Source organism: Lactobacillus helsingborgensis (genome assembly GCF_003173695.1).
GTDB classification, from domain to species: Bacteria; Bacillota; Bacilli; order Lactobacillales; family Lactobacillaceae; genus Lactobacillus; species Lactobacillus helsingborgensis.
In genome coordinates, this window is sequence record NZ_CP029544.1 from 936,449 (window position 1) to 949,440 (window position 12,992).

9 protein-coding genes are annotated in these 12,992 nt (G+C 36.1%); 2 read left to right on the top strand and 7 right to left on the bottom strand.

The window, feature by feature from the left end:
• The first annotated feature begins 48 nt into the window (after positions 1–48).
• Together recU and DLD54_RS04455 are read left to right on the top strand one after the other, a co-directional pair.
• Positions 49–681, top strand: coding sequence for a Holliday junction resolvase RecU (gene recU / locus DLD54_RS04450; protein ID WP_038522619.1), 633 nt, complete (start codon positions 49–51; stop codon positions 679–681).
• Positions 671–3,046: a transglycosylase domain-containing protein gene (locus DLD54_RS04455; RefSeq protein WP_109918377.1), complete on the top strand. Its 2,376-nt coding sequence runs from the start codon at positions 671–673 to the stop codon at positions 3,044–3,046. Before recU ends, DLD54_RS04455 begins: the two co-directional genes overlap by 11 nt.
• A gap of 39 nt (positions 3,047–3,085) precedes the next feature.
• On the opposite strand, the gene DLD54_RS04460 is transcribed toward DLD54_RS04455, so the two are convergent.
• From DLD54_RS04460 to addA, 7 genes are all read right to left on the bottom strand, one after another.
• Positions 3,086–3,286, bottom strand: a complete 201-nt coding sequence (locus tag DLD54_RS04460) for a DUF3923 family protein (RefSeq protein ID WP_038522621.1) — start codon at positions 3,284–3,286, stop codon at positions 3,086–3,088.
• Positions 3,287–3,373: 87 nt separating this feature from the next.
• Positions 3,374–4,003, bottom strand: coding sequence for an endonuclease III (gene nth, locus DLD54_RS04465; RefSeq protein WP_038522625.1), 630 nt, complete (start codon positions 4,001–4,003; stop codon positions 3,374–3,376).
• Complete coding sequence (locus tag DLD54_RS04470; RefSeq protein WP_109918378.1) at positions 4,003–4,644, bottom strand: DnaD domain protein; 642 nt, start codon at positions 4,642–4,644, stop codon at positions 4,003–4,005. Before DLD54_RS04470 ends, nth begins: the two co-directional genes overlap by 1 nt.
• 73 nt (positions 4,645–4,717) lie before the next feature.
• Positions 4,718–6,016, bottom strand: a complete 1,299-nt coding sequence (asnS, locus tag DLD54_RS04475; protein ID WP_046327125.1) for an asparagine--tRNA ligase — start codon at positions 6,014–6,016, stop codon at positions 4,718–4,720.
• Positions 6,017–6,082: 66 nt separating this feature from the next.
• Positions 6,083–6,565 carry a hypothetical protein gene (locus DLD54_RS04480; RefSeq protein WP_109918379.1) on the bottom strand — a complete coding sequence of 161 codons (483 nt, stop codon included), beginning with the start codon at positions 6,563–6,565 and terminating at the stop codon, positions 6,083–6,085.
• The gene (locus DLD54_RS04485; RefSeq protein ID WP_109918380.1) at positions 6,555–9,341 is read right to left on the bottom strand and encodes a helicase C-terminal domain-containing protein; all 2,787 of its coding nucleotides are present in this window, start codon (positions 9,339–9,341) and stop codon (positions 6,555–6,557) included. The genes DLD54_RS04480 and DLD54_RS04485 overlap by 11 nt, the downstream gene beginning before the upstream one ends.
• Before the next feature lie 24 nt (positions 9,342–9,365).
• Positions 9,366–12,992, bottom strand: a complete 3,627-nt coding sequence (addA, locus tag DLD54_RS04490) for a helicase-exonuclease AddAB subunit AddA (protein ID WP_109918381.1) — start codon at positions 12,990–12,992, stop codon at positions 9,366–9,368.

The window sequence follows — 12,992 nt, forward strand, 5'->3', positions numbered from 1 at the left end:
TTCAAAAACTTTTTCTTTATTGCTATAATGCTAGCAGGAGTGAGATTGATGGTCAAATATCCAACCGGCAGCTCAGCTGCTTTTCGCAAAACAGATTATAAGTCTCAAAGTAAACGTCAAAAAAGAAAACATAAGAATATTAATTTTTCTGATCGAGGAATGAACCTTGAGCAAATGATTAATGAATCTAATAAGTATTACCGTGTTAAAGAAATAGCTGTAGTACACAAAAAGCCGACACCAGTTCAAATTGTGAAAGTTGATTATCCTAAAAGGTCACGGGCAGTGATCAAAGAAGCTTACTTTCGTCAAGAATCAACGACTGATTATAATGGTGTTTATAATGGCTACTATCTAGATTTTGAGGCTAAAGAAACTAAGAATAAGACCAACTTTCCTTTAAAAAACTTTCATGAACATCAAATAGTCCATTTAGCAGAATGCTTGAAGCAAAAAGGAATTTGCTTTACAATAATTGGATTTACGAGCTTAAATCGCTATTTTGTTACTCCGGCAAGTGCAATTATCAAAGCCTGGTGGACAAAAGATAAGAGCTCATTAACATTAAAAGAAGTTGAGGAATGGTCAATAGAGATTAAGAGCGGCTTTCAACCAACCCTTCCCTATTTGCAAGCTGTAGATCACTTTATCTCGGATAGGAAAATGAAAGATGACGAATAAAAACTTTAACTCAAATAATGGTCGTGAATCACGAAAGAATTATCGCCAGAATTTACCTAAACCATTATGGCGCAGAATACTCAAATGGGCTTTTTTAGGAATTTTTCTCCTATTAATTGCTGGTGTCGGGCTCTTTGCTTTCTATGCAAAAGATGCTCCTAATATCAGTAGAGCTGATTTAGAAAGCGGTGGTTCATCAGGTATTTATAATACTAATGGCAAATTCATCATGTCGCTTGGGACTGAAAAAAGGCTTTATGTTAAAGACAGCAAAGACTTACAGTTGTTGAAAGATGCTATTGTTTCAGTTGAAGACAAGCGCTTTTATAGGGATAACTTGGGTATCGACCCTATCCGTATAGTCGGATCGATGCTTACTAATGCTAAAAGTAAAAGTATTTCTGCTGGTGGTTCGACTATTACGCAGCAACTCGTTAAGCTAACCAAATTTTCAACTTCCGCATCACAGCGTACCCTGCGGCGCAAGGCACAGGAAGCTTGGCTGGCTATGAGGGTACAACGTGAATACAGTCATGATGAAATCTTAGAGTTTTATATTAATAAGGTTTATATGAATTACGGCAATACTGGTATTGGTACGGCTGCTAATTTCTATTATGGTAAAAAAATTGGCGATTTAGACTTGGCGCAAACAGCAATGTTAGCGGGAATGCCTAATAGACCAACCGTTTATAATCCTTATACTTATCCGCAATATGCCAAGTATCGCCGGGACATAGTCTTAAAGGCAATGTTAAACAATAAAAAGATTACCCAGGAGCAATACGATCAGGCAGTTAAAGAAAGCGTAAAAAAGGGGTTAAAACCTCATAACAAGCGTAAACAATCGAATTTACGTAAAATTAATGATCCTTATGTTAAGGAAGCAATTGCTGAAGTCAGGGCCAAAGGTTTTGATCCGTTTCGTGATAATTTAAAAATTACTATTAATATGGATCAAAAAGCGCAGAAAAAACTTTACGAATTGGCCAACAATGGTACTATTCCATTTACTAATGATAAAATGCAAATTGGTGCGTCAGTAGTTGACCCAAGCAATGGTCACGTAATTGCGATTTTAGGTGGCAGACACTTACCTTCTTCAGTTCAGTTAGGTTTGGATCGTGCCGTACAAACTTCGCGCTCAACGGGATCATCAATTAAGCCTGTGTTAGATTATGGCCCGGCAATTGAATATCTTAATTGGTCGACTGCTAAAATGCTGGACGACAGCAAATATGTCTATCCGGGCACTAATATTCAGTTATATGACTGGGACAATAAATATGATGGCGTCATGACTATGAGACACGCCTTGGAACAATCACGTAATGTTCCGGCAGTTAAAACTTTGAGGGATGTCGGCATTAAGCGCGCGGCTAAATTTGCCGGTAAAATGGATATTAATATTCCTAAAGACTCTGGTCTTTCTGTTGCTATCGGTGCTAATGCTTCTAGTCTACAAATGGCTGGTGCATTCAGTGCTTTCTCTACAATGGGCGTCTACCATAAGCCGCAATTTGTTTCGAAAATTGAAACGCCAGATGGGTTAACAAGAAATTACGATTCCGAAGGAATTCGAGTAATGAGTAAAGCCACAGCCTATATGATTACAGATATGCTTAAAGGTGTCATAAAGAACGGTTCTGGAAAGAATGCGCAAATTAAAGGATTGCACCAAGCTGGTAAAACCGGTTCTGTTAAATATTCTGAAGAAGAATTAGCCCGTTACCCTAATTACAGGTCAACTCCGAAAGATTCATGGTTTGTTGGTTACACTCAAAGCTATTCAATAGGAGTTTGGACTGGTTATGATAACTTAAAGGACGGTACAATTTCTGGTATCGGTCAACAATCTGCTCAATTGTTTTATAAGAATATGATGTCTTATTTAATGAAAAATAAAGAAAATGTTGACTGGCAAAAACCTGATTCTGTCATCAGAGCTAGAATTGCTCGCAATTCCAATCCGCCTGAAGTATCATCAATTGGCGACTGGCAATTATTCGTGCGGGGTCACTCTCCTATTGGTATTGTTGATGACAGTAGTGATTATGATGAAGATGATGAAAAAGCCGATAATAATAATTCTTCATCGACTACAAATACCCAAGAAAATAATTCAACTCGAAATGAGCAAAATGGTACCGCTAGACAATCAAATAAAAACCAAAGAAAGTCTAAAAGTAAGAAGGAAAATCAACAGTCTACTAACGGAAATGAAAATAACTCCGAGGATTCTGGTCAGAATAATAATCAAAATGATTCTAATTCTGGCAATTCCACCGAAAATGAGCAAAAGCCTAATAAACCAGGTGGTGACAATTCAAATTCATCTAATGGCGAAGGTAGCCATCATCACTGAGTAAAAAAAGAAACGTCGAAAAATTCCGACGTTTCTTTTTTATTTTCTTACTATCAAATAAACTAATAGTTCTACTAAAAGAATAAATATAAAGAAGACAATTAAAACAGCTAAGGAAACTAATTTAACATTCATGGTATTAACAGCGCCAGTTCCGTCATAAGGACGTAGCCAGAGAAATATTGCTGTGATTATGAAAAGGATTGTTAGAACTACGTTAGTTATGTGCCACTTATTCATCAAGTTTACCCCTCAAGCAAATTGTATTTGCTTAAAATAATATTATATTTTTCATAAAATTATACCATTATTTTCTAACAATTAATATTATTTACACTTTAAATATGAATAAGGATCGTTTTTATCGCGGGCTGTCATAGAATAACGTCCAAATAAGATCATCGCATGATGAGTATGAATCCATTCATCGCGAGGAAGAATTTCCTCCAGTCTTTTTTCAACCTGCAGCGGCTTAGCATCCTGCGGTACAATATGAAAACGTTTGGAAATACGAGACACATGAGTATCAACTGCAATAGCTGGAATGCCAAAGCCTTCAGCTAAAACAACGTTAGCCGTTTTCTCTCCTACCCCTGGCAAAGAAATTAATTCATCTTTATCTTGAGGGATTTGGCTATGATATTTTGTTACTAAGATTTCGGCAGTAGCTTTTAAATGCTTTGCTTTCGAATGGTACAACCCGATCTGTGAAATATGCTTCTCAATTGCACCAATAGTCGCTTGAGCTAAATCTTTAGGTTCAGGATAGTCTGCCATAAATTTGGGCATTACTTTATTAACCATTTTATCAGTAGTTTGCGCGCTCATTAACACGGCACACAGCAAATGAAAATTATTATCCCAAACTAATTCACCCTTGGCATCCGGATACATGTGGTTAATACATTCCAAAACTTTTCGTGCTTCTTTTGTAGTTAAAATTTTTTCTTGCGTCATTAGTGATTCCTTCTTAAAAATTTTTGTACTTCACTACTTGTTTTTAAATTATGTCTTTGCCAATTAAGCAAAACACGATCAACGTATTTTAAGCTATATGCTTGAGCTAGAACTGCTTCTCTCAAAGCCATTTTGATAAGTACCGGATCATAATGATCAACGTTTAGCCAAGAGGCAATTTCTTCACGTTCAATTGGACTTAAATAACGTCCAAATTCAATTTCAAATTGACGCACCAATTGTGTTAGTGGACTATTATCAACACTGGAAGTAGAGCTATTATTGCCGGCTTTTTTATTACCTGATTTAATTTTATCTTCCAGCAGCACGTCTAACTGATTATACAATTGGTCTAAATTATACTTATTGCCAATCTTGCCACTTTTGTCGGAAATTTGATCAATACTAAGAAAATTCTGTTCAATTAGCTTTTGAATTAGAGCCGTAATTTCGGAAACTGATAAATTAGTATTTGCTGCCAGTTGCTCATCAGTTGGGAAAAAGTTCCCCTTTTGAGCAAACATTTCCAACTGAATAATGACTATCATCTCAGCATCATCGATTTTAAGTTGCGGATAATATGCAAGCAGGCCATTTGAAAAAGTAGTCGTACCTAAAGCGCGGTAATCATTGTACTGCATGATAAATTCTCCTTTAAAAAAGTTGAACTAAATTAACTTTAGTTCAACTTTTAACTGTTTTATTAACTTTGAATTAAGGTTGCAAGCGATTAATCATTCTTGGAAATGGAATAGCTTCGCGGACGTGGTCTAATTTACAGATCCAGGCAATTACCCGTTCAAAGCCCATTCCGAAACCAGAATGAGGAACACTGCCATACTTACGCAAGTCTAGATACCAACCGTAATCTTCTTTGTTTAAGCCAGCTTCTTCTATCTGTTTAAGTATAGTATCGTAGTCACTTTCTCTTTCAGAACCGCCCATAATTTCGCCGTATCCTTCTGGAGCTAAAACATCTGCGCAGAGATATTCTTTTGGATTATCAGGGTTTTTCTTCATGTAAAATGGCTTAATTGCAGTTGGATAGTTGACAATGAAGAAAGGACGGTCAAATTTTTCAGAGATAAAGGCTTCATCAGGTGCGCCAAAGTCGTCGCCCCACTTGAAATCACGTCCGTCATCCTGCAACATTTTTACTGCATCGTCATAAGACAAACGGGTATAGTTTCCTTGAGCGGCAGGTTCTAATTTCTTAGGATCACGTCCTAATATTTCTAATTCATATTGACAATTTTGTAAAACCTGACCAGTAACGTAGGATAAAAACCGCTCTTGCAGATCAAGAGATTCATCTTGATGCATCCAAGCCATTTCAGGTTCCATCATCCAAAATTCCGTCAAGTGCCGTCTTGTTTTAGATTCTTCAGCTCTGAAAGTTGGACCAAAGGTAAAAATTTTACCGAATGCGGCGGCTCCTACTTCACCATAAAGTTGTCCAGATTGTGAGAGGTAGGCGTCACCACCAAAATACTCTGTATGGAATAATTCTGTGGTTCCCTCTGGAGCAGAATGCATGAAGATAGGGGCATCAAACTTTATAAAGCCTTCTTTTTCAAAAAAGTCAACAGTCGCCTTAAAAATTGTGTTTCTAATACGCATAATTGCAAAAGGACGTTTGCTTCTTAACCATAAATGGCGGTGGTCAAGTAAAAAGTCAATTCCGTGTTCCTTGTTGCCAATTGGGTAGCCTTCATTATTGGTAATAAGCTTTAGATCTGAGATTTGAATTTCATAACCAAAATGGGAACGTTCATCTTGGTGAACAGTACCGGTTATGTAAAAACTGGCTTCCTGATGTAACGATTTTGCAATCTCAAAAACTTCATTAGAAACCGCATTTTTACGCACTACACCCTGAAAAAATGCAGTACCATCACGTAATTGCAAGAACACAATTTTACCACTTGAACGCTTGTCAGTAAGCCAAACATGCATTTGGACTTCTTCGTCAACGTGTTTGCGGCAATCTTCAATTGAAATTAATTCTGTCATAAACTTTTATTCCACTTTCCTTATCATATCAAATTAATAATACCAAAGTTTTATCGATTTAGCGACTTAACCCACTAATTTTCCATTTTTAAATTCATATAGTTGGTAGTGATATTCACCTACTAAGTTTTTAGAACTGACTTCCCAAACAGCTTTTCCTTGATACCAGCCTAAGTTAACTTCGGTAATTTTCTCATCTGGTCTTTTAGATTCGTATTTATGACGAATCACTTCTTCGTTCACACCTTTATTTGCCGGATATAAATAAGCTTTTTTGGAGCCTGGAAGATAAATAAAATAGAAAGTTTTACGCTTCTTATCTAGACCTTTAAGCGCGTAGCTGTTTATACCGCGATCTAAGTGGTAGTTTTTTTCGGTATACTTAATTGGCGTTTTTTGTAAAGCAATTCTATTAAGTTCACGTATTTGTGTTCTTTCGGGATTTCCGGCTTTATAAAAAATTATAATGAAAGCAAAGTATAAAAATACTATCAATATTAAAATGTAGGTTAAAAACTTAAGGGTTTGTTTTGTATCATCATTTATCATAGTTATCTAACTTTTCTTCCAATTCGTTTAAATTTATTCTTTTGACTTTAACAGGGATAGCAGCTAAAAAGACTTGCCCATAATCTTTAGTCCAAAGCCGCGAATCTAAGATTAAAAACTGCCCTCTATCCTGTTCACCGCGAATTAATCTGCCCATTCCCTGCTTGAAACGAATAATTGCTCGCGGCATAGTGTCGGAATGAAAAACATCAACGCCGCTATCAACAAGTTGCTTTTGGCGCAATTTAACTTCTGGTAAATCTGGTGATTCAAATGGCAATTTAGTTGCTATTACGAGATCAACACCACATTCATGGAAATCAATCCCTTCCCAAAAACTGTCTGCTCCAAGGATAATAGCTTTTTTTGCTATTGCAAATCTTTTGATAATACGGTTATTTGAGCCGGAAACGCCTTGAGCTAAAATTTCAAAATCTCGTAAGTGCGGTGAGTTAATGATTGCACTGTAAACATTCTTTATTAACTCCAAATTAGTCATTAAAACTAAAACATGATTTTTGGTTTGCAAGTCATGCTCTAGAATTTGAATTAAAGTTTTTGCAAAAGCCGGTTCGTTGACATCAGGTAAATCATTAACGGATAAAACTTCCAGATGATCAGCGAGTTTAAAGGTGCTCGTGCCAACATATTCTTGTGGTGTCAGGTCTGTCAAACCCAGTTGCTTAACAATAAAATCAAACCCATTTTCACTAGTCAGTGTTGCACTAACAAACAGAATATGATCGAAACGATCATATATTTTACGTAATTCTGGAGTAGCATCGAGCATTAACCAGCTTAAGTTGGCACTCAATGGATCTTGGGGGTTGGTTAAAGAAACTATAAATCCTTCGAGATCAAGATAAGTCCTTTTCCGCAATAAATCTGATAATTGATAGCTTTTAGTAATGTAGTAGTCTAACTGATCTATTTGGGCAGAAATATCACTCAAAATAGCATCCCGATCAATATTAGAACTGTCAGTTTCATTATAAAGTTTAAATAAGATCTGGTTAGTTTGCTGCCTGACATTTTCTAATTTGCGCTGCAACTCAGCTAGTTTTACTAAAAATTGATTATTTTTCGGAAATAAATCTGTGCCTTTAAAGCTGAGAAGTAAGTTACCATTAGGCAAAACACTTTGACTGACGGCTTTTTTCTTTTTAGAGCATAACAAATGTTGCAAATGATTGATTACTTTAATTAAATCTAATATTTGGGGGTCTAACTTTTCCAGTAAAAAATTAAATTGGACATCATTGCCATATTGGTTAAACACACTGTCATCAGCGTAGAAAAGCAAATTACGCAAATGAGTTAGCGCTCCCCATAGGGATTCAAATTGAAAAGAATCATTGCGCGAAGTAATAACATTGTCAACAAAGCGATGTGCTTCGTCAATCACCAAATAGGGATTTTGTCCCCAAATAGTGTCATTATAATGGTTAGCTAAAAATGCGTGATTGGTTACTAGAATATCAGCTTGTTCTTGACGTTGTCTTGCCAGATTCCAAAAGTCCACTTTCGCAAAACTGCTCCCGACACGAGCATCCCCCGGATGAGCTATTTGCGCAAACAAAGGTGCTCGATAATTAGTTAACTGCAATTCATCCAAATCACCCGTATTCGTTTCAGTTAACCAAACCAAAATTCGCATCTGCAAAACCAGAGTTAATTTATTTGGTGTATCCTGGTATAAACTTTGATAAAAACCATCTAAATCAAGATAATGATTGCTGGCCTTAACTTCTTCTGCTTTTAAATCCAAGTTTGTCACATTTAATAACTGAGGTATCTCTTTATTAATAATTTGTCTTTGCAAAACTTTAGTCGGTGTGGCAATTACTAATTTTCTACTGGTATAAAGCTGATAAGAATATGCGCATAAATATGAAAATGTCTTTCCGGTACCGTTTGGTGCTTCAACTAGCAAAGCTTTTTGGTCAGGAGTATTAATGAATTGCTCAATCCGGTTAATCAGATCAACTTGAGGCTGCCTATAATTGATTTTCTTTTTAAAAAGCTTTCTTTTTGCCTGATCACTTTGAGGAAAAGTAGTTGAATGCTCTTGCTCATTATTAGCTACGCTTTTTTGTTTTCTCAAAATTATTTGACGTACCTGCTGATATTTGGCAGGTAAAGGACGCTTTTCTTTGCGAGCGTCATCAGCGATCGTGGTAAAAATCCATGACGTATCACGAATTAACCCGTGTGCTAATGAACTAAGTGTGTTAAGAGTTGCTTGCGGTAATTTTTCCAAGCGGCGAATAATTTTTATTAGCAGCACAGCAGTTCCGTAAGCATCAGAATCAGCCTTGTGCGGATTTAAGTGTTCAATCTGTAATTGGGCAGTCAAATCACTCAACTTATAGGATGGTTCGGTGGGAAAAGCTATTTTAGCCAGCTCCACCGTATCAATTGCCCGGTTAGTAAGAGGCTCGTAGCCATGCTCTACCAATTCATAATTTAAGAAAGGCAAATCAAAGTTGACGTTATGAGCTACAAAAACTGTATCTTTGAGAATCTTAATAATTTGAGGAGCATAATATGAAAAATCCTTCTGGTGAGCAACATCTTTATCATGTATGTGCGTTAAGTTTTGAACAGCTATAGGAATTTCACGGTGAGGATTAATCAAAAAAGAATATGTTTTTACAACTTTTAGATTTTTTATTATGGCACAACCAAACTGAATAATATGATTGTTATCTTCACGCTGTGTCCCGGTAGTTTCCAAATCTACTACAGCAAAAACAGTATTGGCAAATGACTTCATTTTTTAACTTGACCCTCCTTTCATCTATTTCACTTCTACAACTTTTTGAGCATCTAATAAAATCAAATATTTGCTTTTAACTTTGGCATTAGCAAAGGAATTCAATGCCCTTTCATAAAGGCGCAATTGTCCCCGGTATTTCTGCTTAATATTTTTGATTGCCAGATCTAAATGTGTAGGATCAATGTGGTCAGTTTTATAGTCGAATAATATTATGCCATCTTTTTCAATAAAGTAACCATCAATTGTTCCGTGAATTAAAATTTTAGCATTTGGATCGTCAAAATGCTCAAAAAGAATACTAGCAGGCAATAAACTGGAAAATTCAATTTCACGTTTTAAATTTTGTGGTTGTTGCCAAAACTTGGCAGCAAAGTCACTGTGAACAAACCAATTAATTTGGTTCAGGTCAAGACTCGAAACCAGATTACTGTTCAATTTGTTTTGCTTAACTAGTTGTTGAACTTCTTCTTCAACCTTCTGCGGCTTTCCCTGACCGTGATAGTCATAATATTGCAAAATTAAGTGCATTGCCGTACCGATTTCGGCACCAGTAAACTTAGTTTTGAATAAAAAATTAGGCTTGGTATCAATCGGTTGCAAATACCTATTTGTTGATGAGAGTAAGTGGGCATTTTCAAGTTCATTGTCAAGTGGATCATTAAAAGCCTTTTTTATTTCAGAAACTGATTGGTAGGCTGTTGTTTTACTTGCATCCTTAAAAGGATAATCAAGCCCATACAAATCTTTAATTCTTGATAGTAAATAGGAGTTTTCTGTATCTGCTTGTTCTTGAACCTGAGTTTCCGTAACATTGATTGTTTCACCTTGATAGTCAATGTATAACAATTCTTGACCAGTTTCAGAAGCAAAATTAATATCAGAAATTTTTTGTGCGATCAATTCGTCAAATTTAATAGATGGTCCAATTAGATCCATTGGGTTTGTAGAATTTAGCTTACTATTAAGAGAAAGTTGGTTTTGCCATTTTTGCAATGTTTTCTGTAAATCATTGATATCCGCTACTAAAATTAGTTTTTGCCTTGCACGGGTCATTCCTACATACAAAATCCGTGCTTCTTCTTCTAGAAGCTGCCTTCTTTTGGCGACGTTATCAAATGCTTTAATTAAAGTATCGGCACGATAATGCTTACATCTAATAGTTAAACCAACTGAATCAGAGCTGATAATATAATTATTGCTTAGGTCACGCAGCTGAAACCGGTGTTCTAGTCCAAGATAAAAAACTATTGGAAATTCTAACCCTTTAGAGCCGTGAACTGTCATAAGACGGACGGAATTACCAGCTTCTTTAGTTAATAAGGGCTGGGCTAAATCTTTTTGGCTGCGTCTCATGCGCTCAATGAAATTGATAAATTGATATAAGCCTTTAAAGCCGGCGCTCTCATATGAAGCCGCTCTTTCATACAAAGCTTCGAGATTAATTCTGCGTTGCTTGCCATTTGGCAAAGACGTCATAATTTCCAAAAGACTGGTTTTTTCATAAATACTCCACACCAATTCAGAAATTCTATGTGTTGTCGCAAATTGGCGCAATTCTTCCAGTTGATTTAAAAAGTCCTTTATTCTTTGACTTAGTTGATCACCGACTGCAACGTAAGCTGTCAACGCACTATAAAAACTGGCATTTGGCGTATGGATTCTAATCCGGCTTAAATCAGGTTCTTTAAAGTTAAAAAGAGGCGACCTTAAAACTGCTACCAACGGTATATCTTGATCAGGATTATCAATAATCCGCAGGTAATTTAAAATAATGGTTAATTCCAATGTTTGAAAATAGTTTTTAGCATCCGTAACCATGATGGGAATATTATTTTTAGCAAACTCCTGCATAATTTCAAGATTATTGCTCCGGCTCCTGGTTAAGATCACAATATCGCTATATTTAAAAGGACGGAGTTTGTTTGGTTCTTGAGAATGTTGGTCATAAACTAGCAAGTTTTCTTTTTTAAATTGTTTAATTCGGTTAATCACCATTGCGATTTCTGCTGAATCAATGTCTTCCTCATTCTCATTTTGAGTCTTATCAGTCTCTTTACTTTTATCATGAAGAAGTATTTCAGTGGCGTCCGCCAAATTTTCGGGCTGATTCTTGGAACCATACTTTAATTGCCCTTCTTTAGCATAGTCAATACCACCAAAATCAGGGGTCAAAATGTTGGCAAAAACCTTATTAACAAAATTAATGACGGGTTTAGTCGAGCGGAAATTATCGGATAAAAGAATTCGTTCCTCTTTTGCAGCATTTTCTTGACGGGCAGCTTCTTGATATTTATGTAAAAACAAGCTTGGTTCAGCCTGCCTGAAGCCATAAATCGATTGCTTAACATCCCCCACCATAAACATGTTGTTATGACCGTCTTTTTTAATTAATTGCAAGATCTTTTCTTGTAAGGGATTAATATCTTGATATTCATCAACTAAAATCTCGCTAAATTTATCTTGATAAAATTTGCGGGCCATTGCCGAAGCAGAAGTATCTTGACTCAATATGCGATACGCTAACTGTTCCATATCACTAAAATCAAGTAAATTCTGTGCTCTTTTTAGTTCTTCAAAACGGTCGATTAAAGCCAATTCGGCTTTTATAATTGCCGCCATTATCTGAGAGCCCTTTTGCAAGAGATTAATTTGTTCTTTTTCTTCAGTAGCATAGAATGAAGTAAATGTCGTAAAAATTTGATCTCCTGCTTCGTTTTTTAAATTAACGCATTCTTCATAAAAAGCAACGAGATCCTCATCCCATTTACTGGACCTACGTATATTTTTTCTAAAAATACAAGCTCGCAATTTTGCTCTCTGATCATCATAAGCAGCGTCATGTTTAAGACTATCTAAATAACCGGCTAAGCACTCATTAAACAAAGTAAAGGCTTCTTTTACTTTGCCAAATTCTTTAGTATTCATGATTGCGCTTTGCAGTAATTGGTCTATCTTATCTTTTAAATCATCAAATAGCGTAATCAAATACGGCTTGATTTCTTTTTGCCAAATAGCTGATGTCACTATGCTTTGGTCAATTTGATATTTTTGTGGCAATTGCTTAAGCCACTCACGGTAATCGGGCTTGGCCATGGCGTAATTATATAAATCTAATAATAGATTTTGAGGTGTTTGGGCATCCCTGTCGCTAGCGAAATTGTCATAAAAAGCAATAAAACCAGTATCTTTTTCTGTTAAAAACTCACTTTCGACTTCTTTTAATGCCCGCTCTCGCATTAATTCCGCCTGAGTGTCATCGGTTAAAACACTGAAACTGGGATCGATGCCGACAACGTAATAGAACCGATGGATCACGTCTAAACAGAATGCGTCAACAGTAGAAATGTTAGCCGAATCAATTAGATTTAGTTGCTGGCGGAAATTAACCTTGGTGTTGCCATTGCGGTATTCTACTAAAAGTAATTCTTTAATACGTTTTTTCATTTCTGCGGCGGCTGCCTTGGTGAAAGTAACAACCAAAAGCTGGTCAATACTGGTGCCGTTCAATATTGCTCTTAACAAGCGGTATACTAAAACAGTAGTTTTACCACTGCCGGCAGACGCAGACACTAAAATATCTCGGTTGTCATCTGCAATAGCTTTTTTTTGAATATCAGTAAATGGGGGCTCAGTAGTATTTTTTGCCAT

Coding starts and splice junctions, on each gene's coding strand:
- recU (WP_038522619.1), top strand. CDS start 49: ATGGTCAAATATCCAACCGGCAGCTCAGCTGCTTTTCGCAAAACAGAT.
- DLD54_RS04455 (WP_109918377.1), top strand. CDS start 671: ATGACGAATAAAAACTTTAACTCAAATAATGGTCGTGAATCACGAAAG.
- DLD54_RS04460 (WP_038522621.1), bottom strand. CDS start 3,286: ATGAATAAGTGGCACATAACTAACGTAGTTCTAACAATCCTTTTCATA.
- nth (WP_038522625.1), bottom strand. CDS start 4,003: ATGACGCAAGAAAAAATTTTAACTACAAAAGAAGCACGAAAAGTTTTG.
- DLD54_RS04470 (WP_109918378.1), bottom strand. CDS start 4,644: ATGCAGTACAATGATTACCGCGCTTTAGGTACGACTACTTTTTCAAAT.
- asnS (WP_046327125.1), bottom strand. CDS start 6,016: ATGACAGAATTAATTTCAATTGAAGATTGCCGCAAACACGTTGACGAA.
- DLD54_RS04480 (WP_109918379.1), bottom strand. CDS start 6,565: ATGATAAATGATGATACAAAACAAACCCTTAAGTTTTTAACCTACATT.
- DLD54_RS04485 (WP_109918380.1), bottom strand. CDS start 9,341: ATGAAGTCATTTGCCAATACTGTTTTTGCTGTAGTAGATTTGGAAACT.
- addA (WP_109918381.1), bottom strand. CDS start 12,992: ATGGCAAAAAATACTACTGAGCCCCCATTTACTGATATTCAAAAAAAA.